The organism is Flavobacterium sp. PMTSA4 (assembly GCF_032098525.1).
In the GTDB taxonomy this organism is placed as follows: domain Bacteria; phylum Bacteroidota; class Bacteroidia; order Flavobacteriales; family Flavobacteriaceae; genus Flavobacterium; species Flavobacterium capsici.
Window position 1 is genome coordinate 836036 of record NZ_CP134890.1, and the last position, 20899, is coordinate 856934.

The window sequence follows — 20899 nt, forward strand, 5'->3', positions numbered from 1 at the left end:
TTAATTAGTTTTGGCTTAAATAAGCAGCAGTACTGTTTCTGTCTGCATTCATTGCTTCTTTTCCTTCTTCCCAGTTTGCAGGACATACTTCACCTTTAGTTTGAACGTGAGTGTAAGCATCGATTAAACGTAAATATTCGTTAACGTTTCTACCTAATGGCATGTCGTTTACGCTTTCGTGGAATATTTTTCCAGTTTCGTCAATCAAATACGTTGCACGGAAAGTAACGTTAGAACCTTCAAGGATTTCGTCGTTTAATTCTTGGTCATAAACCCATTCTGCATCAAGGATATCTAAAGCGGCTGATAAATTTCTAGTAGTATCAGCAAGGATTGGATAAGTTACTCCTTCGATTCCACCTTGATTTTTTGGTGTATTTAACCAAGCAAAATGTACTTCGTTAGTATCACATGAAGCACCAATTACCATTGTATTTCTGTTTTCGAAATCTTGTAAAGCTGTTTGAAAAGCATGTAATTCTGTTGGACAAACGAAAGTAAAGTCTTTTGGATACCAAAATAAAATTACTTTTTTGTTGTTTTTTGTAGCTTCTTCAAGCACGTTGATTCTTAAATTATCTCCCATAAAAGAGATTGCATCTACTGTAATGTTTGGGAATTTTTTTCCAACTAATGACATAATGTGAATGGTTTAAAATGTTATTTTTTTTCAGGTGCAAAAGTACTGCTAAAAAAAGCTTATAAAAATGACAACAATCATATTTATTTATTGTTTTATAACAAACGGCTATTTTTTAAATGGTACTGAATTTTCAGTAAGAACAAAATACTTGACAACTACTTGAAATAATAAGATTTGGTTATATTTGTTTTTTAAACCAAAACCAAAACTATCAATGGGATTTTCTAATCTTTTCCGAAAAAAATCTGTACAAGACATATTAAATCAAGTGGCCAAAAACGAATCTGATGGTCACACCGCATTAGGAAAACATTTAACTGCAAAAGACTTAGCCGCATTTGGAATTGCTGCTATCATTGGTGCTGGTATCTTCAGTACGATAGGTAAAGCAAGTGCCGATGGTGGACCAGCAGTTATTTTCTTGTTTCTTTTCACAGCAGTTGCCTGTGGATTTGCAGCCTTTGCCTATGCTGAGTTTGCTTCAATGGTACCTGTTTCTGGTAGTGCTTACACCTATTCGTATGTTGCCTTTGGCGAATTGATTGCTTGGATAATAGGTTGGGCTTTAATCATGGAATACGCTATCGGGAATATTACTGTGGCCATTTCCTGGAGCGATTATTTTACTGGCTTGCTCGAAAGCGGCGGAATATACATGCCACAATGGGCACAAATGGATTACTTGACCGCTTCTAATGGTTTTAGCGATGCAACTGCTTTTATGCAAGGAGGAAAATCTTTTGAAAATTTACCTGAACAACTTCAGGCAGCTTACACTGCTTGGACCACTGCTCCTACTATTGGTTCCTTTCATTTTGTGGCTGATTTTCCAGCGCTACTGATTATTATTCTTATCACTTGGTTGGTATATAGAGGAATGAAAGAATCAAGAAATGCAAGCAATTTAATGGTTGTCGTAAAGCTTTGTATCATTCTTTTAGTAATTGCTGTGGGTATTTTCTATGTTGATACTGCTAACTGGCATCCGTTTGCACCTAATGGCGTTACAGGTGTTTTAAAAGGAGTTTCGGCTGTGTTCTTTGCTTATATTGGTTTTGATGCTATTTCTACCACTGCAGAAGAATGCAAAAACCCACAACGCGATTTACCAAAAGGTATGATGTGGGCAATTATTATCTGTACCATTTTATACATTGCTATTGCCTTAGTATTAACTGGAATGGTGAATTATTCGGATTTGAACGTAGGTGATCCGCTTGCGTTTGTATTTGATAAACTGGATTTAAAATGGATGTCGGGAATCATAGCCGTGAGTGCTGTGGTAGCTATGGCAAGTGTGCTTTTGGTTTTCCAAATGGGACAACCACGTATCTGGATGAGTATGAGCCGTGATGGTTTGTTACCAAAGAAATTTTCCAAAGTACATCCAAAATACAAAACGCCTTCTTATGCCACTATTGTAACAGGATTTGTGGTAGCTGTTCCTGCTTTGTTTATGAATTTAACTATGGTTACCGACCTTTGTAGTATCGGTACCTTGTTTGCTTTCGTACTGGTTTGTGCTGGAGTTTTGGTGCTTCAAAATAAGAAAGATATACCTCGTGGTAAGTTTAAAACGCCTTATTTCAATGCTAAATATATTTTTCCTTTGTTAATTATTTTGGGATTAGCCTTTGCTTTTACCAGCAAAAATGAGCAAACCATGGCGTTTATTACTAACGAAAAACAAATAAACGACCCAACAACGATAGTTACCGCACTAACCAAAGAACAAACCGCTACCGTTCACGATTATCTGCAAAACAATGTTAACGATTACAAAAGCAGCGATTTAGAAGAAGTTCTTGATTTCTTTCATAACGATGCCGATATGTATAAAAACGTAGTTGACCAATTACCAGTAGATGAAAGCATAAAATATGAAAGTGGTTTTGCTTTGTTCAAACACAAAATTCCAATGTGGATATTCTTGATTTCTCTACTCTATTTTGTGTATTGGTCGTGGAAAGACAACCTGTCGTTAATACCATTATTAGGGCTTGTTAGCTGTTTGTATATGATGGCAGAGCTAAGTGTTTGGAATTGGATATACTTTACTTGTTGGCTTTTAATTGGATTGCTGATTTACTTTGGCTTTAGTTATAAGAACAGTAAACTGAATGTATAAAACAAAAAATCCCGAATGTTCGGGATTTTTTTATGTCTTTATTTAGGTAAACGCTATTCTCTGAGCACTGATGATGGAAATACCACCATGCTTTCAAAACCATTTTTATAAACTGTTGCTACTCCAAAATAGTAGTTATCTATCACAATACCATCCAGTGTAAAAGTGGAAACATCACCTACAAAACGACTGTTTTCCCATTGAGGAGAAGTAGTTAATCGCCAATAGATTTTGTATCCTGCTATTTGTTTATCGTCAATGGTATCCCATTTTAAAACTGTACTTGGTGCTACTACGCCACCAATTGCTACTTTTTTTGGACTTGGTGGCGACCATCCTAAACTAGCCAAATTGATAGCATTAACCGCTGTAAGCTTTTTGGCATATTCAAAATTTACCCCTTCGATAACGTCACCGTATTTGATGCCGTTTTCTACTCTGGTATTTTGATGCTGACGGTTGTAGTTTTCATGCGCTTCCATAATGCGAACACCCGCATAACCCAAATCATTAAACGGACGATGATGACCACCACGACCAAAACGGTCTAAACGATAGACCATCATTGGGTTCATTTCGGGCATGTAAGTTTGCGTGGTTTTATGAATATAACGCGCCAGTTGACGTGAAATTCCATCTACTTCTCCACCATAAAAACGGCGTGCATTTCGCTCTTTATCAGTTTCGGTAACTGGTGTTGGTTCTGAAAATATTCGGAACGTGCGGTTGTCAATCACACCATCTACACCTTCAATATTGCCTATCATGTCGTTGTTTAACACGGCTATAATCTCCATTCCTTTGGCTTTGGCGTATTCTGCAAATCCTTTTCCGCCAAACAAGCCTTGCTCTTCTCCTGATAATCCTAAATAGATGATACTGTTTTCAAATTGGTACTTGCTCAGCACTCTGGCGGCTTCCATCGTTCCTGCCATACCCGAAGCGTTGTCATTAGCACCAGGCGCATCGGTAGTGTAATCCATTGTATCCGAGTTGCGGCTGTCTATATCGCCACTCATGATGATGTATCGGTTAGGGTATTTTGTACCTTTTTGTATAGCAACTACATTGACCACATAGGCTTCTTTTGGAATGCGATTCCCATCTTTGGGAGTTACCAAATCCTTTTGATAAAATACCTCCAAACAGTTCTTGCAGTCTTTGCTAATTTTATCAAACTCACTTTTAATAAATCGGCGTGCTGCTCCTATTCCTCTGGTGTTGGAAAGCGTATCGCTAAACGTATTTCGGGTACCAAAATCGGCCAGTGTTCTGATGTCTTTTTCTATGCGTTGCGCCGAAACGGCATTGATAATATCATAGATACGGGTATCCGTTTGTGCTACTAGAGTTGAAAATGGTAGTAGAAAAAATAGGGCTAATTTTAGTTTCATGGTGTGTTTTTAAGTGTGTTTTTTCAAATTTAAGAAATAACTTTTATTGATAGTGTAATACAAACACAAAACAATCACCAACCTTGTCATGCTGAGGCACGAAGCATCCCATAACACTAATAAAAACCAAACCCGACAGGTTTTAAAAACCTGTCAGGTTTATCAAAACAACACAAAAAAACAACCATCTTTAATAATCCCGAAACTTCGGGATAAAAGAGGTTGTTTTCTACTTTTTTTTAAAATTATTTGTTGAAATTGGTTGTTGTGCAACAGTTACCGTTGTTATAAGCAGTTCTTTTATTCGGCGCGTATAAGTCTTATTGGTTTTTTCTCTGTCGGTGATTGAACTTCCATTTCAGATTTCGTAAGCTTTAGAATTTTCAGATTCAATTTTTGTTTTTCGAACTCATAATGAATAACATTTTTGACAGTATCAAATTTATACTGAGTACTAAATCTTTGAGCTAACTTTTTATTTGCAAACATTTCAACGACTACACTGTCTTTATAAAAAGTTGTCTTTTCTGTTGCATTTTGTCCAGTTTGATCTATAACATCTCGCATTTTCCAACTTCCGATTAGTTCTTTCGGTTCAATTTTCGGTTCGGCATTTTTACACGACACAACAAATATTAATGTTGGAATAATAAAGATGTATTTCATTTGAAAACGAGAGTTTAAGAATTGCTGGTAACGTTCCGCGGCTTCGCGTCAGTAGCGGCAAGTTAAGAAAAAATAGTATGCGGAAGACAAGGTTTCAGGAATCCGTTGGGATTCCGGCGCAATGCTAACGAGCTATTGCGCGAAACCGCTGTTATGCACAGTGCTTAATCTGTCTTTACATAGAGTTTTATAATTTCATCTTTAGGAAGTAGTTCTACTATTCCGCCTCTGATTCCTATAAAAATATGATTGTCATTTTCAATTATGAGTGAATTTGGGTAAAGACTATCCCAAAAACCTTTAATTTCTTTTTCAACTTTCCAATTATTTATTATTACAAAATTCTCAAAAGTGGCAATATATATTTTATTCTCAAAAACTTGAAATGTTTCCGGATTATCAGGAAGTTCTAAGACTTTTTTATATGTAAAAACATCTCTTGAATATTCAACTTCATATATTTCTCCATAGTTAGTAACGCCATGAGCCAAACCTTCTAAGAAATATATTTTTCCTTCAAGTTCAAAAAGGGAAACGATATTTCCTTCCTTGATTTGAATTTCTTTTTCGCCAATTTTATAAATTAATTTTCCACCCCATTCACCATTATCAGAGCCAATTAAGTATCCATTTTTAAATTTCAATTTTGAATCTACTCTTCTAGGAGTTGGAAAAGTCTCAATTTTGCTTCCTGTTAGTTTAATTGATATATCTTCTGAATAGTTGAGTTTTCTAAATTCAGCACTATTCTCTTTAGGAATTTCTATTTCTTTATAATTAGATGGAATTTCAATTTTTGATTGCGCACATGAACTTAACGAAATAGATAAAATCAGTATTAAAATGTTTCTCATATTACAAATGGTTTAGTGGCATTGTGCATAACTTGTGTATATGTATGACAAACGTCAGACATTATTTATTTCCCAAATCTAATCAATTCCATTTTATAAAAAAGGGGGATTTCCCCCTAATTTCATCAAAGTTAGAAAAAAGGTGTAAGTGGGTTTTACGGAGTGTCCGTATTTTTAGTGGTCAGTGTTTAGTTGTTGAAGAGATTGCTTCGTGCCTCGCAATGACGAAGAGAGGTTATGAGGTTAAAAATTTAGAAGTTTAGAAGATTTTTTAATATTGTTTTTTTGGAATGGTAAGGGAGCGTTCTGCAAACGTATCTCGGGAGTCTGCAAATGGTATCGGTGTGTCTGCAAACGCGTCTCCGGACTCTGCAAAAGGAGCGCCGGACTCTGCAAAAGGAACGCTGGACTCTGCAAAAGGAGCGCCGGACTCTGCAAATGGAACGCTGGACTCTGCAAATGGAACGCTGGACTCTGTAAATGGAACGCTGGACTCTGCAAAAGGAGCGCCGGACTCTGCAAAAGGAACGCTGGACTCTGCAAAAGGAACGCTGGTGTCTGCAAATGGAGCGCTGGACTCTGCAAAAGGAACGCTGGTGTCTGCAAACGAAACGCCGCTGTCTGCAAAGGGAAGGTGATGGATTGTTTCTGGGGCTTATAAAACAACAAACCAAAAAAATGATGTAGCTTTGCATTCCTTAAAAAAACACCAACTATGGATAATAATACTTCACCTAAACAAAGACACGGCTGTTTAACCGCATGGTTAATCTTGATGATGGTTGCAAATGCACTAAACTCGGTAGTAAGCTTTATTGTTGACCCAAGTTTTTTTAAACCACAAGGCATTGATATTACTAAAGAAGAGTTGATAATTGGTGCCATTTTAAGCATATTTAGCCTTGGTTTTGCTATCGGACTTTGGTTTTGGAAGAAGTGGGCTTTCTATGGTTTAGCGCTTAGCAGCACCTTGATGTTTTTTACCAACCTCAATAAAGGTTTGGATGTAATGACTTCCTCATTAACCTTTGCAGGATTGCTTATACTGTATACCATTCTTCAAATCAAAAAAGAAGATACTTCGGGTTGGGATAATTTAGAATAAACCTTTATTTTTACCTTTTAAAGTACTGCTTATGAATCCTGTTATTTTTTATATAATCGGCTTTTTTGTGATGATGTTTATCGCCCGACAAATGGGAGAAAAAAACATGAAACTCCTCAATCATGAGCAGAAAGCAGGACTGATAGACCTTTTTGCACCGCAAAGAAAATATACGTTTATCATCATGATAGTTTTGGTAGTTGGGTTTTTATTTCTGGCACAATCGGGTTTACTGCCAATGCTTACTTTGTTATCGCTTTATTTCTGGTTACTGATACTGTTGGTCATCTTAAAAGCCTATCACACCAACCAATTATTAAAAGCAAACAACTATCCCGATGCGTATATCAAAAACTCTATTTTAGCTTCTAGTTTGGCCTTTTTAGGGTTGCTGTTGTTCTCGGTTTTGATGCTTTTGAGTAAGATGTAAACATCAGTTTTACAAGCATAAAAAAACCCGCAAGCCATGACTAAACCTGCGGATTTCAACTATTAAAAATAAAAAAGACTACAAGATATTCAGTTCCTTCATGCACTGTTTCATCATTTGATACGTGCGTTCTATGTCGTTATCCAACCCTATAGAAAAACGGATTAAACCATCAGTCAAACCCATTTCCTTTTGTTCCAACAAAGGAATTTCGGACGATGTAGAAGTTCCTGGTGCGCTGAACAAGGTTTTATAAAATCCTAAACTTACAGCAAGATAACCCAGGTTTCGGTTTTGCATCAACTCCATCAAAGCGTTAGCTTTATCTAAGGTTCCAACATCAACGGTCATCATACCACCAAAGCCATATTCTTTGTTAATCATAGCGCTATATACTTCGTGACTAGGATGGCTTTTTAAACCAGGATATACTACTTTTAGTCCATCTTTTTCAAAAGCATTGGCCAAATACATAGCGTTGTGGCTGTGCTGTTTCATACGGATATGCAGCGTGCGAAGGTTTTTTAGGATACTCGCAGAGCGGTAACTGTCCATTGTTGGACCCAGCAACATGCTGGCGCCGTTATTGACATTTTTTAAATCATCTATAAACGATTGCGAAGCACAAACTACACCACCAACAGTGTCGCTGCTTCCATTGATAAACTTAGTCAAGCTGTGAATTACAACATCTGCACCCAATTGAGCTGGCGTAACCGAAAGTGGTGAAAACGTATTATCAACCACCAACTTGATGTTGTACTTCTTGGCTATTTTAGAAAGTGCAGCAATATCGGCAACTTCCAATAGCGGATTGCTCACGGTTTCACAATAAAGCACTTTAGTATTATGTGTAATTGCAGCTTCAACACTATCTAATTTAGTAATATCTACAAAGTTGGTTTTGATGTTCCACTTTGGCAACATATTCTTCATAAAGGCGTAGGTTCCGCCATAAATTGTTCTACTCGATACGATTTCATCGCCAGCGCTACACAATTGCATTAATACTGGCGTGATGGCACCCATTCCAGATGCGGCAACATTAGCAGCTTCGGTGCCTTCCATAGCAGCCAATGCCTGACCAAGATATAAATTAGACGGCGAAGAATGGCGCGAATAAAGGTAGCAACCTTCGGCGTTGCCTTCAAAAGTGTCAAACATGGTCTTAGCCGAAAGAAAGGTATAAGTTGAACTATCGGATATGGATGGGTTTACGCCTCCAAACTCTCCAAAGTATTGCAAGTCTTGAATTTTATCAGCAGGATTAAAAGTGCTCATTATAAGTGTGGTTTTAGATTTATTGGTACCCAAAATTGATACTTTATAAACATATTTTCAATACATTTGAAAAAATTTAGAATATTAAACTAATAATATCATTTATTATAGATTTTTATTCTAAAAATACTCTTTAAAACTCAAAAAAACCGAAAAGATTAAAGCCACACTATCTATGGATGCTATTGATAAAAAACTACTGAATTTGCTGCAAGAGGACAGCAAAAAAACCAATAAAGAGCTATCGTCTAAACTGAACTTATCGGTTACTGCCGTTTACGAACGCATTAAAAAGCTGGAACGCGATGGCGTTATTGCCAATTATATTGCACAATTAGACCGCACAAAGATTGACAAGAGTTTTATGGTATTTTGTCATATCAAGCTGGTGCAACACACCAAAGAGTTTTTAACCAAGTTTGAACAGCAAGTGGTTAAGCTCGAAGAAGTGCTGGAATGTTTTCATGTAAGCGGCGATTACGACTATATTCTAAAGATTTATGTAAAGGATATGGAAGCCTATAGAGAGTTTATGGTTACCAAGCTAACGACACTTCAACATATAGGTAGCACACATAGCACGTTCATGATTGGAGAAGTAAAGAACACGGCTGCTTTTAGTTTATAGCTATTAATTTATTTTAACTAAAAGAAAGATATTTTTATTATTTTTAAAACTTTAACCATAGAGCCAACCCATAACAATGTACACTAGAAAAGTATTCCCGTTTAAAGAGATGATGCTATGGACACGATTTGAAACGTATTTGTTCATTATCATTGCCATTGCAGAAGTATTGCTGTTTATTTATAGTGATCAAATCATACAATTTCCATTTACGCCTATAGCTTTAATAGGTACAGCTGTTGCTTTTATAATAGGTTTTCAGAGCAATTCTGCCTATGGAAGAATATGGGAAGCAAGACAAATTTGGGGTGCCATCGTAAACAGCTCCAGAACATTAGGAATGATGACTCAGGATTTCATCAATAATGACCATGCTAAAAATCCTTTATCGGAAGAAGAATTACATCAGGAACGAAAAACAATTATCCACCGACACATTGCCTGGCTTACTGCTTTGCGTTATGCAATGCGCCAACCTCGCACTTGGGAATATGTAATGAATGAGAAGACCAATAAAGAATGGGCTAATATGATATACGTTCCTGAGTTTAAAGAAAACTTTGAAACTACCATAAGTCAGTATCTTTCAAAAGAAGAAATGAACTATATAGCATCAAAAACAAACAAGCAAACGGCTATTTTATACCTACAATCCAACCATTTAAGAACCTTAAAAGAAAAAGGATTGATTTGGGAATTTTCATTTTTAGAATTAGAAAATGTACTCGAAGAACTCTTTACCCATCAAGGAAAATCAGAACGAATTAAGAACTTTCCCTATCCAAGACAGTTTGCATCGATAATGCACTATTTCACCTGGATATTTCTATTGATATTACCATTGGCTATGGCATCGCAGTTTGGTGAGATTGCAACCAAAATAGCAGCCAAAACAGGTCACTGTCCTAACTGGATAACATGGCTTTCGGTACCGTTTTCGGTAGTAGTAATGTGGGTGTTTTTCACCATGAACCGTATTGGAAGAGTTGGCGAAAACCCGTTTGAAGGCTCAGCCAACGACGTACCAATATCGGCAATTTCCAGAGGAATAGAAATCGATTTAAGACAAAATCTAGGAGAAAAAGAAGAAGACATTCCTAAAGGATTTGAGATTAGAAATGACGTACAGATGTAAAAATTCCATAAAAACTAAAAAACAACACACGGATGGATTTAAATAAAATTTTTGAAAACAACGAAAAATGGATTGCCGGTAAAACAAAAGACAATCCAGATTATTTTGTAGATTTAAACAAAGGACAAAAACCTGATGTTTTGTACATAGGTTGTTCTGATTCTAGAGTTACAGCCGAAGACATCATGGGTTTACAACCAGGTGAATTGTTTGTACACAGAAACGTTGCTAATATCGTAAATGCTATCGACCTGAATGCACAAAGCGTTATTAATTATGCCGTGGCGCATCTTGAAGTGAACCATGTTGTCATCTGCGGACATTACTCTTGTGGTGGTGTAAAAGCAGCCATGGAAGCTAAAGATTTAGGGATTTTAAATCCTTGGTTGCGCAACATTCGTGATGTTTATAGAGCACACAAAAATGAATTAAACGCCATTGAAGACCAACATAAACGTTATGACAGATTGGTTGAGTTAAATGTAAAAGAGCAAGCTATCAATGTGGTAAAAATGGCATCAGTTCAAAGAGCTATGCGCAAACGAGGAATGAAGATACACGGATGGGTTTTTGACATCAAAACAGGTAAGCTTATTGATTTGAAATTTGACTTTGAAAAAGCACTTCAAGACATCATGGAAATTTACCGATTAGAAGATTAAATCTTATACTTAAAAATATGTACTTTTGTATCCGATTTTAAAATAACACAAAATAATATATATAAAATGAGTCAATTTGATGTTACTATTATAGGTTCTGGTCCAGGCGGATATGTTTCAGCTATTCGTTGTGCACAACTTGGTTTCAAAACCGCTATCATTGAAAAATATTCTACACTTGGTGGAACCTGCTTAAATGTGGGTTGCATACCTTCAAAAGCTATGCTTGCATCATCTCACCATTATGAAGAATTACAACATTTTGCTGACCACGGAATTGAAGTTAAAGGCGATGTAAAAGTGAACTTAGAAAAGATGGTTGCTCGCAAACAAGCAGTAGTTGACCAGACATCAGGTGGTGTAAAATTTTTGATGGATAAAAATAAAGTTACTGTATTTGAAGGTATAGGTTCTTTTGAAGATGCAACTCACGTAAAAGTAACCAAGAATGATGGTTCATCAGAAACCATTGAAAGTAAATATATCATCATTGCAACAGGTTCTAAACCATCTAATTTGCCTTTCATCAAATTAGACAAAGAAAGAATCATTACTTCAACAGAAGCGTTAAAATTGCCAGAAGTTCCAAAACATTTGGTAATTATTGGCGGTGGTGTAATTGGAATTGAGCTAGGACAAGTTTATCTGCGTCTTGGTGCTGAAGTTTCTGTTGTAGAATTTATGGATAGAATTATCCCTGGAATGGATAGTTCATTATCAAAAGAATTAACCAAAGTACTTAAGAAACAAGGCATGAAATTCTATGTTTCTCACAAAGTACAATCGGTAGATAGAAAAGGAAAAACCGTTACTGTAAAAGCCGAAAACGCAAAAGGTGAAGTAATAACACTTGAAGGAGATTATGCTTTAGTATCTGTTGGCCGTCGTCCTTACACTGATGGATTAAACGCAGATAAAGCAGGAGTTAAAGTAACAGAGCGCGGAATGGTTGAAGTAAACGACCATTTACAAACTAATGTTCCAAATATATATGCTATTGGTGACGTAGTTCGTGGTGCCATGTTAGCACACAAAGCAGAAGAAGAAGGTGTTTTGGTAGCTGAAATTCTAGCTGGTCAAAAACCACATATCGATTATAATTTAATTCCTGGTGTTGTTTATACCTGGCCAGAAGTTGCTGCTGTTGGTAAAACAGAAGAGCAATTAAAAGAAGCTGGAGTGAACTATAAAGCGGGAAGTTTCCCTTTCAAAGCTTTAGGAAGAGCTCGTGCTGGTGGTGATACTGATGGATTTGTTAAGATTTTAGCTGACGCTAAAACCGATGAAGTACTGGGAATTCACATGATTGGTGCTCGTTGTGCTGACTTAATAGCCGAAGCTGTAACTGCTATGGAATTCAGAGCAAGTGCTGAAGATATTTCGAGAATGTCACATGCGCATCCAACTTATGCTGAAGCAATTAAAGAAGCTGCCTTAGCTGCTACGGAAAATAGAGCTTTGCATGTTTAAAAAATATATTTCTATAAAAAAAGCCAACTCAAATGAGTTGGCTTTTTTTATTTAATTCTTGAAGAAGTAATTTTTATATCAGATGTTGCCCAACTTTTTGCAAGCAAGTCATCAACTTCTTTTACCTTGTCTTTATTGTTTAGTTTTTCATAGGCTAATCTTAAACCATGTTGTGCCCAACCGTTATTTTTTAATACTTTCAAATCTTGCTCAAATGTTTTTATTGCATCATTATATTTTCCTGCTTCTATTTGAACCGCACCAAGATTATGTCGTACAGAGAAGAACCAATCTGGTGGTTCATTATAATTTAATGCATCTTCAACAACAACTGCTGCCTTGAGTTCAGCTATGCTTTCATCATACTTTCCTTCAGAAGCTAAAATCTCTCCTTTTAAAACTTTAAAGGAAACTTGAATCAAATCGTACATTGAATTAATTTGCCAGATAGTCATTTTTTTCATAGAATCATCATTGGCTATTTTTTCTAATTTGGATAACTCTAATTTAGCCTTTTTTAAATCTTTTTTTCCTAAATAAGCCATTCCTTTAGCATAATGAGAAATTGCATTTGGGTATTTTAGAGTGTCTGATATTAACTTCATATCTAAGATATCATCCCATTTACCAAACTTAACTGCAACATAATATGGAATTACATAGTAATGTTGTAAAGTAGACCATCCAGGTTCAATCATTGTTTTAGGATGTACATGATTAGAAGTTTCATTTGCTCCTATTCTAGCCCATTTATAATTTCCTTCTAAAGTAGCACAAGCAGCTAAAAAATGATAATTATGTGGATAATATGCCAAAGGATAAGCACCTTGTGCATGACACATTGTTACATAAGTGCTGTCTTTTTTTGCAGCCTTGATATTTGTTAAAGTACCTTTATGGTATTCACCCGTTCTTATATAAATATGCGAAGGCATATGAACTATATGCCCTAAATTATCTGCTAAACCTTCATAAAATAGTTTTGCGCTTTGATTTCCTCTTTCTGGAGTATTTGAAGATTCAACTGCATGAATGTAAAAATGATTTGCACCAACATGTTTTGGGTCTTTTTTTAATATTTTAATTAAAAGCAATTCAATTTCTGGTGTCCATTGTTTAGGTAAACCTTTCTTATCATACAAATCCCAGGGATGCAAATTCATAATTGACTCTACATACAAAGTATTAATTTCACTATCATCAGGATATTGCATAGCTAACTTTTTCATAGCTTCTGAATAAGCAATATCCAAAGCACTTCTGTCATCAATTGGTTTTTCAACATATCGTTTTGATAAAGCATTTATGAGTCCTTTTTCTTTATCGGTAGCATTATCACTTAGTTTTATAGCTTGCTGAATAGCTTTGTATGCTCTTTCATAATTATCTGGTTCCATTCCAGCATTGTAATTTGGACCTAATACATATGCATAACCCCAAAAATTCATTGCGCATAATGAATCTAATTTTGTAGCATAATAAAAAGAACGAGCTGCTTCGGCATGATTAAATCCATAAGCAAAAGCCAACCCTTGATTGAAGTACTTTTGAACTTCTGGATTATTAGTGCTTATAGGATAATTAACAACATCTAAGCCTTCAAAAAGTGGTGCTTTATTATCAGATTCAAACCATTTTGCATCAATAGTTTGTGGCGCACAACTGAATCTACTTTTTCCAATTGCAATTTTTTCGTCTGTTGCTTCTTTTTTACAAGAGCATAACAACAGGAAAAACATGATAAATAATCCAAAAATACTTTTCATAATAGTAAGCTTTAAAACACTATCAAATATAAAATAAATGAACTAAAAATCAAACATTTACAAAAACATAAACTGAAATTTTTAATAAAAAAAGCCAACTCGAGACAAGTTGGCTTTCAAAAACATTTATAGATAATTTATTTTTTTATAAAGTCGCAAAAAACAAAATTCTGTTCGGTATCAAATGGTGTTTTGTGATTTTGGGTGAAGCTGTTTTTTATCAGAAATTCATCTTTAAATACTTCATTTAATGATTCAGTGGTATACTGACTAATATCTAATCCGCTACATTTTTTTGGACCATTTTCAGAAAAAGTTCCCAGGAAAAAATGAGCTTTTTTATTAGTCAAATTATTAAGTATACTTCTATATTTTTGAATATCTTCAGGCTTGGTTAAAAAGTGAAATGAAGCTCTGTCGTGCCAAACATCAAATTTAACTTCTGACTCAAAATCTAAAATATTAGAAACTATAAAGTTTACATGTGCTGCTTTTTCACCAAGTCTTTTTTTGATTTTTTCAATTGCATTTGAAGATATATCCAATAAATACAAATTGGTATATCCTAAATCCAACAAATTATCAATCAAATAACTATCGCCACCGCCAATATCAATAATATTAGCCTCTTTTGAGATAGCGTTATTAATAAAAAAATTAATTGATGTTTCTGGTTTGGATTGATACCAGCTAACTTCTTTTTCCTTTTTTGTAGAAAAAACAGTTTCCCAATGTTCTTTGATGTTTTCCATATTGGTGCTAAATTATTTAATTTTTACTACTTTTGAAATCTAAAAAATTTAATTTTTAATGGCATCAATAGCTTTAGGAGGAATTCCTATTAATACCAATGGTGATTTACCAAAAATTGGAACAAAAGCACCAAATTTTTCACTAATAAAAAATGATTTAACCGTTGCTACTTTAGAAGATTTTGCTGGAAGTAGATTAGTTTTAAATATTTTTCCAAGTATAGACACAAGTACTTGTGCTACATCAGTTAGAAAATTTAATGAAAAAGCAAGTCAATTAGAAAACACTAAAGTTCTTTGTATTTCAAGAGATTTACCCTTTGCTCAAAGACGTTTTTGTGGCGCAGAAGGCTTAGAAAATGTAATTACGCTGTCAGATTATAAATCAGATGACTTTAGAAAAGGTTATGGTCTAGAAATTATTGATGGTGCTTTTGCTGGTTTACATTCTAGAGTAGTTATCATAATTGATGAAAATGGAATTATAAAATATACCGAACAAGTTCCTGAAATTGCTGATGAACCTGATTATGAATCAGCTTTAAAAGAATTATAAATTATGGAATTTCAAAAAGACAATTCATTCATTACAGGAAGATTAAAAAGCGTTCGCTATACCATTATTGGTGCACGAAAACTAATAACTACTGAGCATAGTGTAATGGTTCAGTTTTCAATAGCAATCCTTTTAATTATTGCTGGTTTTTATTTTGACATTTCAAGAGAAGAATGGATGATGCAGATATTGGCAACCGGATTGGTTTTAGCCATTGAAGGAATGAATACTGCTGTAGAAAAAATATGCGATTTTATTCATCCTGAGTATCACGAAAAAATAGGATTCATAAAAGATATTGCTGGTGGAGCAGTTTTATTTGCTGCAATTGCCTCAATTGCCGTTGGTTTATTGATATATGTTCCAAAATTGTGTAATTTTTAGATTAAATTTTTACTTTTATAGCTACGATACTATAACAAATGGCAAAAACAACCAAAAAAGAAACAACAGCTGATAAAAAAGGAACCGATAAAAAAAGTCCTGAAAAAAACGTTGCAAGAAAAAAACAGTACAAAGTATTGTTTGGTTTTTTATTGATTCTTTTCTCAATTGCACTTCTAGTTTCCTTTGTTTCCTTTTTCATTTACGGACAAGAAGACCAAAGCGCAGTTAGCGATTTATTGGACAGAGAAGACACTGTAAAAAATTGGCTTGGTAAGTTTGGTGCTTATTTAGCAGATCTTTTTATCTACAGAGGTTTTGGTGCAGCTTCTTTTGTTTTTGTTAAATTGTTTTTCCTAAGTGGTGCATTTCTACTTTTAGATTTACCACTTAAAAAACTCAAAAATACTTGGTTTTGGGATTTGTTCGCCATCATTCTACTTTCGATAACTTTTGGTTTTTTTGCGACAACATTACCAGAACTTGGTGGTACAATTGGCTATGAAATGAATTTGTTTTTTCAAGATTATATTGGAAAAACTGGAACTATTCTAGTATTGATATTTGGGTTATTGATTTACATAATTTTTAAAATAAAAGTTTCTCCCGATTCTATTAAATCGTTTTTTGAAAAAAAGAAAAAAGACATAACTGAAGATTTCAAAAGCATTTCAACTCCAAATAACTCTACAGATTATAATCTTGAGGAATTTGCAGTAAAAGAAGACGAAGAAGAAATTGAAGAACCCGTTTTAAAAACTTCTCAATTTGAAATAAATAAAGAAGCTTTAAAACCAACAATCGAAAAAGCATCCGAAATTAATTTAGAACCAACAATAAAAGAAACAACTTCTACTCCAATTGCTTCTAAGGAATTAGAAATAATAGAATCAACTTCTGATGATTTTGTAATAGAAAAAGCTACTGAAGAAGATATTGTTGAAGAAAATTTGGCAGCAAAACTTGTTGCAGATTTTGGAGAATTTGATCCAACACTAGAATTGTCAAATTATAAATTTCCAACAATTGATTTACTAAAAGAATATAAATCTGTTGGAATAACAATCAATCAAGAAGAGCTTGAGGAAAATAAAAATCGTATTGTAGAAACTTTAAAAAACTACAAAATTGAAATTGCTCAAATTAAGGCAACTGTTGGACCATCGGTTACGTTATATGAAATTGTTCCTGAAGCAGGAATTCGTATTTCAAAAATTAAAAGTCTAGAAGATGATATTGCTTTATCACTTTCAGCATTAGGAATTCGTATCATAGCACCAATTCCTGGAAAAGGAACTATTGGTATTGAGGTTCCAAATAAGAATCCAACTATGGTTCCAATGAGAACTGTAATTTCTGCCTCTAAATTTCAAGAAGCCGAAATGGAATTGCCGATTGCTTTAGGGAAAACCATTTCAAATGAAACTTTTGTAGTTGATTTAGCCAAAATGCCTCACCTTTTGATGGCTGGAGCAACAGGTCAAGGAAAATCAGTTGGTTTGAATGCTGTTTTAACTTCTCTATTGTACAAAAAACATCCAGCCGAAGTAAAATTTGTTTTGGTTGATCCAAAAAAGGTTGAACTAACATTATTCAATAAAATAGAACGTCATTATTTAGCTAAACTACCAGATACTGAAGATGCTATTATTACGGATAATAACAAAGTAATTAATACGTTAAATTCTCTTTGTGTTGAAATGGATAATCGTTACAACTTGTTGAAAGATGCAATGGTTAGAAACATTAAAGAATATAACGAAAAGTTCAAATCAAGGAAGCTAAATCCAGAAAACGGACATCGTTTTTTACCTTACATAGTTTTGGTTGTCGACGAGTTTGCCGATTTGATTATGACTGCTGGAAAAGAAGTTGAAACACCTATTGCTCGTTTGGCTCAATTAGCTCGTGCTATTGGAATTCACTTAATTATTGCTACTCAAAGACCATCGGTCAATGTAATTACTGGTATTATCAAAGCAAATTTCCCAGCGAGAATTGCATTCAGAGTAACATCAAAAATAGATTCTAGAACAATTCTTGATACACAAGGCGCTGACCAATTAATTGGTCGTGGAGATTTATTATATACTAATGGAAACGATTTGGTTCGAGTACAATGTGCTTTTGTTGATACTCCAGAAGTTGAGCGAATTGTAGATTATATAGGTTCGCAAAAAGCATATGCTAGTGCCTATTTACTTCCAGAATATATTGGCGAAGAAGGAAGTAGCACTTCATTAGAGATTGATATTTCAGAAAGAGATACATTATTTAGAGAAGCTGCTGAAATAATTGTTACATCCCAACAAGGTTCGGCATCATTATTGCAACGAAAATTGAAACTGGGTTACAATCGTGCTGGAAGACTAATTGATCAATTAGAAGCAGCTGGAATTGTTGGTCCATTTGAAGGAAGCAAAGCTAGAAGTGTAAATATAACTGACTTGGCTTCGTTAGAACAATTTTTAAACAATGAACAAAACAATATTTAAAATGAAAAAAGCGATAGCAACTGTATTATTTTTAATAGTAGGATTTACTATCAATGCGCAGGATAAAAAAGCGAAAGATTTATTAGATCAGGTTACGGCAAAAATTAAATCGTATAACAATATAGTAATCGATTTTAAATATTCGCTATACAATGCTAAAGAAAACATCAATAAAGAAAGTAAAGGAAATGTAATTTTAAATGGTGATATGTACTATTTAAATTTTATGGGAGTTACAAAAATTTATGATGGCAAAAAAAGTTACACTATTGTTCCTGAAGACGAAGAAATTACAATTTCAAGTATTGACGAAAAAGATGAAAACGCTATTACACCATCAAAAATGTTGACTTTTTTCAATAGCGGTTTTAAATATTATTGGGACATTCTACAAGACGTAAAAGGAAGAAAAATTCAGTACATAAAATTGGTACCTAACAGTTCTAGAGATGCAAGAAAAGAAATACTTCTTGGAATAGATTCACAAACCAAAACCATTTACAACGTAATTGAAATTGGTAAAAATGGAACAAAAACTACTTTGACTGTTAATTCTTTTAAAACAAATCAACCCTTATCAAAAAATCAGTTTACCTTTGCATCTAGTAAATATCCAAATTACTACATCAATAAACTAGATTAATACAAGTGAAAATACTTGACAAGTACTTACTAAAATTATTCATTTCTACCTTTGCAACGGTATTTGTCATACTGTTTTTCATATTTATTCTTCAAACAGTTTGGTTGTTTATTTCTGAACTAGCCGGAAAAGATTTAGACTTCGTTTCGGTTATCAAATTTTTACTTTTTGCAACTCCAAGAGTTGTGCCTTTAGTTTTACCGCTATCAGTGCTTTTGGCTTCTATAATGACGTTTGGTAGCTTAGCAGAAAACTACGAATTTGCAGCAATGAAATCCTCTGGGATTTCTCTAAAAAGAGCTATGAACAGCTTGATTGTGTTCATAGGAATTTTAAGTGTCATCGCTTTTCTATTTGCAAACAATGTAATTCCATATGCGGAATTTAAATTCATCAATTTTAGAAGAAATATTGCTCAAGTGAAACCTGCAATGGCAATTGCCGAAGGACAATTTTCAGAAGTTGGAAATTATACTATAAAAGTTGACAAAAAATCAGGTGACGAAGGCAGATTTTTAGATAAAGTAACCATTCACAAAAAAACTAATACTGGATTTGGAACAAATGCAATTATCAAAGCAGATAAAGGAGAAATTGTTAGTAGTAAAGAATCAAATATTTTAAAACTCGTTTTAAAAAATGGAAATTATTACGAAGATATTGTTCCTAAAAAATTTGAAGAACGAAATAAAATTCCTTTTGCAAAAAGCGAATTCAAAAAATACATCATCAATATTGACTTGTCTAAATTCAATAATACGGATTTAAAAGACGAAGAAATCACGAACACTAACACAATGCTAACTGTTGGTGAACTTAATTATACTATTGATTCTTTAACTAAAAATTACAATAAAGACATCAAATCGTATGTTGAAAACATTAACGACAGAACAGCATATTCAAATTCCAACTACGGCTCGAGTAACTTTGTTTACAATGGCGACACTTTAAAATCAAAAAATCTAATTAATAACAACAAAGTCATATCTAATTTTTCAGATACTGATAAACAACAAATTTATAAAGTAGCTACTGCAAATGTTGATGGAACAAATTTTTCATTAGAAAGTTCAGTTTATGAGTTTGAAAATAAATCAAAAAACATAAGCGGACATTGGATTGCTTTGTATGATAAATTTGTCATTGCCTTTTCTTGTATACTAATGTTTTTTATTGGTGCGCCGCTTGGTTCTATCATTAGAAAAGGTGGTTTAGGGTTACCAATTGTTTTTGCGGTTTTGATATTTATTATTTACCACTTCATAAATACTTTTGGAAAAAAGCTTGCTCAAGAAAACGGAATAACTCCATTTTTAGGATGTTGGATGGCAACACTCATCTTGCTTCCATTTGCTATATTTTTAACCAAAAGAGCAACCGATGATAAAGGCGTTATGTCTATAAATCTATTTCCTTTTATTGAATGGATTGAAAAATTATTTAGCAAAAAAGAAGAAGATTTAGTACTTGCAGCTCCAACTTCAAAAACAACTTTAGACTATTCAACTAACGCTTCAGTACCATCAAGCCCAATAGTTACTGAACAAATTCAAAAAGTTGAAAAAATTGAAGTCGAAGAAAAAAAACCGATAATAGATTTATCAGGTTTAATCAAAGACTACAATATTTACAGCAATATAACATTAATCTGCAACGTGTTGTTGGTTGCGGTTATTCTACTTCAACCAAATAACATTTATATCTTAATTGGATTAGCAATACTATTTATTTATTGTTTAATAAAAACTCAATTGATTTTAAAAACAATTTACAAACACAAACTAACAACACTACCCATAAATTTATTTACACAACTAATTGCATCATTTCCATTCTATTTTATCTTTTACATATACAATAGAATTTCGCTAAATGAACTGCTAAAACACAAACTCATTAACTAA

At 33.9% G+C, this 20899-nt stretch carries 20 protein-coding genes; 13 read left to right on the forward strand and 7 right to left on the reverse strand.

Annotation, left to right across the window (positions count from 1 at the left end; translation table 11 throughout):
* Positions 1–4: 4 nt before the first annotated feature.
* Positions 5–640, reverse strand: coding sequence for a peroxiredoxin (locus RN605_RS03860; RefSeq protein ID WP_313322379.1), 636 nt, complete (start codon positions 638–640; stop codon positions 5–7).
* Between the two features lie 217 nt (positions 641–857).
* On the opposite strand from RN605_RS03860, the gene RN605_RS03865 reads away from it, so the two are divergent.
* Entirely contained in the window at positions 858–2771 is a 1914-nt protein-coding gene (locus RN605_RS03865) for an amino acid permease (RefSeq protein WP_313322381.1), read from the forward strand.
* 53 nt (positions 2772–2824) lie between these two features.
* Here RN605_RS03865 and RN605_RS03870 read toward each other — a convergent pair whose 3' ends face one another.
* From RN605_RS03870 to RN605_RS03880, 3 genes are all read right to left on the reverse strand, one after another.
* Complete coding sequence (locus tag RN605_RS03870; RefSeq protein WP_313322382.1) at positions 2825–4165, reverse strand: M28 family metallopeptidase; 1341 nt, start codon at positions 4163–4165, stop codon at positions 2825–2827.
* 300 nt (positions 4166–4465) lie between these two features.
* Positions 4466–4831 carry a hypothetical protein gene (locus RN605_RS03875; protein ID WP_313322383.1) on the reverse strand — a complete coding sequence of 122 codons (366 nt, stop codon included), beginning with the start codon at positions 4829–4831 and terminating at the stop codon, positions 4466–4468.
* Positions 4832–4995: 164 nt separating this feature from the next.
* Complete coding sequence (locus RN605_RS03880; RefSeq protein WP_313322385.1) at positions 4996–5685, reverse strand: hypothetical protein; 690 nt, start codon at positions 5683–5685, stop codon at positions 4996–4998.
* Positions 5686–6165: 480 nt separating this feature from the next.
* On the opposite strand from RN605_RS03880, the gene RN605_RS03885 reads away from it, so the two are divergent.
* The 3 genes from RN605_RS03885 (at position 6166) to RN605_RS03895 (ending at position 7220) form a co-directional block, all read left to right on the forward strand.
* Entirely contained in the window at positions 6166–6372 is a 207-nt protein-coding gene (locus RN605_RS03885) for a hypothetical protein (RefSeq protein WP_313322387.1), read from the forward strand.
* A gap of 28 nt (positions 6373–6400) precedes the next feature.
* The gene (locus RN605_RS03890; RefSeq protein ID WP_313322389.1) at positions 6401–6790 is read left to right on the forward strand and encodes a hypothetical protein; all 390 of its coding nucleotides are present in this window, start codon (positions 6401–6403) and stop codon (positions 6788–6790) included.
* Positions 6791–6896: 106 nt separating this feature from the next.
* Entirely contained in the window at positions 6897–7220 is a 324-nt protein-coding gene (locus tag RN605_RS03895; protein ID WP_313322391.1) for a hypothetical protein, read from the forward strand.
* A 78-nt stretch (positions 7221–7298) separates the two neighbouring features.
* Here RN605_RS03895 and RN605_RS03900 read toward each other — a convergent pair whose 3' ends face one another.
* Positions 7299–8501, reverse strand: a complete 1203-nt coding sequence (locus RN605_RS03900) for an aminotransferase class I/II-fold pyridoxal phosphate-dependent enzyme (protein WP_313322393.1) — start codon at positions 8499–8501, stop codon at positions 7299–7301.
* 175 nt (positions 8502–8676) lie between these two features.
* Here RN605_RS03900 and RN605_RS03905 point away from each other — a divergent pair, with 175 nt between their 5' ends.
* The 4 genes from RN605_RS03905 (at position 8677) to lpdA (ending at position 12396) form a co-directional block, all read left to right on the forward strand.
* Positions 8677–9129 (forward strand): Lrp/AsnC family transcriptional regulator, encoded by a 453-nt coding sequence (locus RN605_RS03905; RefSeq protein WP_313322395.1) that lies wholly within the window; start codon positions 8677–8679, stop codon positions 9127–9129.
* A 76-nt stretch (positions 9130–9205) separates the two neighbouring features.
* Positions 9206–10264 (forward strand): bestrophin family protein, encoded by a 1059-nt coding sequence (locus tag RN605_RS03910; RefSeq protein ID WP_313322397.1) that lies wholly within the window; start codon positions 9206–9208, stop codon positions 10262–10264.
* Between the two features lie 32 nt (positions 10265–10296).
* Complete coding sequence (locus tag RN605_RS03915; RefSeq protein ID WP_313322399.1) at positions 10297–10926, forward strand: carbonic anhydrase; 630 nt, start codon at positions 10297–10299, stop codon at positions 10924–10926.
* A 66-nt stretch (positions 10927–10992) separates the two neighbouring features.
* Entirely contained in the window at positions 10993–12396 is a 1404-nt protein-coding gene (gene lpdA, locus RN605_RS03920; protein WP_313322401.1) for a dihydrolipoyl dehydrogenase, read from the forward strand.
* A 47-nt stretch (positions 12397–12443) separates the two neighbouring features.
* Here lpdA and RN605_RS03925 read toward each other — a convergent pair whose 3' ends face one another.
* Positions 12444–14162 (reverse strand): tetratricopeptide repeat protein, encoded by a 1719-nt coding sequence (locus tag RN605_RS03925; RefSeq protein WP_313322402.1) that lies wholly within the window; start codon positions 14160–14162, stop codon positions 12444–12446.
* Positions 14163–14299: 137 nt separating this feature from the next.
* Positions 14300–14914: a class I SAM-dependent methyltransferase gene (locus RN605_RS03930; protein WP_313322404.1), complete on the reverse strand. Its 615-nt coding sequence runs from the start codon at positions 14912–14914 to the stop codon at positions 14300–14302.
* Positions 14915–14972: 58 nt separating this feature from the next.
* Here RN605_RS03930 and tpx point away from each other — a divergent pair, with 58 nt between their 5' ends.
* The 5 genes from tpx to RN605_RS03955 are packed head-to-tail and all read left to right on the forward strand — an operon-like array spanning position 14973 to position 20899.
* The gene (gene tpx / locus RN605_RS03935; protein WP_313322406.1) at positions 14973–15470 is read left to right on the forward strand and encodes a thiol peroxidase; all 498 of its coding nucleotides are present in this window, start codon (positions 14973–14975) and stop codon (positions 15468–15470) included.
* Positions 15471–15473: 3 nt separating this feature from the next.
* On the forward strand, positions 15474–15854 hold the full coding sequence (locus tag RN605_RS03940) for a diacylglycerol kinase (RefSeq protein ID WP_313322407.1): 381 nt from the start codon (positions 15474–15476) through the stop codon (positions 15852–15854).
* Between the two features lie 38 nt (positions 15855–15892).
* Positions 15893–18349, forward strand: a complete 2457-nt coding sequence (locus RN605_RS03945) for a DNA translocase FtsK (RefSeq protein WP_313322408.1) — start codon at positions 15893–15895, stop codon at positions 18347–18349.
* A 1-nt stretch (position 18350) separates the two neighbouring features.
* The gene (locus RN605_RS03950; protein ID WP_313322409.1) at positions 18351–18992 is read left to right on the forward strand and encodes a LolA family protein; all 642 of its coding nucleotides are present in this window, start codon (positions 18351–18353) and stop codon (positions 18990–18992) included.
* Between the two features lie 5 nt (positions 18993–18997).
* On the forward strand, positions 18998–20899 hold the full coding sequence (locus tag RN605_RS03955; RefSeq protein WP_394853491.1) for an LptF/LptG family permease: 1902 nt from the start codon (positions 18998–19000) through the stop codon (positions 20897–20899).

Coding starts and splice junctions, on each gene's coding strand:
- RN605_RS03860 (WP_313322379.1), bottom strand. CDS start 640: ATGTCATTAGTTGGAAAAAAATTCCCAAACATTACAGTAGATGCAATC.
- RN605_RS03865 (WP_313322381.1), top strand. CDS start 858: ATGGGATTTTCTAATCTTTTCCGAAAAAAATCTGTACAAGACATATTA.
- RN605_RS03870 (WP_313322382.1), bottom strand. CDS start 4,165: ATGAAACTAAAATTAGCCCTATTTTTTCTACTACCATTTTCAACTCTA.
- RN605_RS03875 (WP_313322383.1), bottom strand. CDS start 4,831: ATGAAATACATCTTTATTATTCCAACATTAATATTTGTTGTGTCGTGT.
- RN605_RS03880 (WP_313322385.1), bottom strand. CDS start 5,685: ATGAGAAACATTTTAATACTGATTTTATCTATTTCGTTAAGTTCATGT.
- RN605_RS03885 (WP_313322387.1), top strand. CDS start 6,166: ATGGAACGCTGGACTCTGCAAAAGGAGCGCCGGACTCTGCAAAAGGAA.
- RN605_RS03890 (WP_313322389.1), top strand. CDS start 6,401: ATGGATAATAATACTTCACCTAAACAAAGACACGGCTGTTTAACCGCA.
- RN605_RS03895 (WP_313322391.1), top strand. CDS start 6,897: ATGAAACTCCTCAATCATGAGCAGAAAGCAGGACTGATAGACCTTTTT.
- RN605_RS03900 (WP_313322393.1), bottom strand. CDS start 8,501: ATGAGCACTTTTAATCCTGCTGATAAAATTCAAGACTTGCAATACTTT.
- RN605_RS03905 (WP_313322395.1), top strand. CDS start 8,677: ATGGATGCTATTGATAAAAAACTACTGAATTTGCTGCAAGAGGACAGC.
- RN605_RS03910 (WP_313322397.1), top strand. CDS start 9,206: ATGTACACTAGAAAAGTATTCCCGTTTAAAGAGATGATGCTATGGACA.
- RN605_RS03915 (WP_313322399.1), top strand. CDS start 10,297: ATGGATTTAAATAAAATTTTTGAAAACAACGAAAAATGGATTGCCGGT.
- lpdA (WP_313322401.1), top strand. CDS start 10,993: ATGAGTCAATTTGATGTTACTATTATAGGTTCTGGTCCAGGCGGATAT.
- RN605_RS03925 (WP_313322402.1), bottom strand. CDS start 14,162: ATGAAAAGTATTTTTGGATTATTTATCATGTTTTTCCTGTTGTTATGC.
- RN605_RS03930 (WP_313322404.1), bottom strand. CDS start 14,914: ATGGAAAACATCAAAGAACATTGGGAAACTGTTTTTTCTACAAAAAAG.
- tpx (WP_313322406.1), top strand. CDS start 14,973: ATGGCATCAATAGCTTTAGGAGGAATTCCTATTAATACCAATGGTGAT.
- RN605_RS03940 (WP_313322407.1), top strand. CDS start 15,474: ATGGAATTTCAAAAAGACAATTCATTCATTACAGGAAGATTAAAAAGC.
- RN605_RS03945 (WP_313322408.1), top strand. CDS start 15,893: ATGGCAAAAACAACCAAAAAAGAAACAACAGCTGATAAAAAAGGAACC.
- RN605_RS03950 (WP_313322409.1), top strand. CDS start 18,351: ATGAAAAAAGCGATAGCAACTGTATTATTTTTAATAGTAGGATTTACT.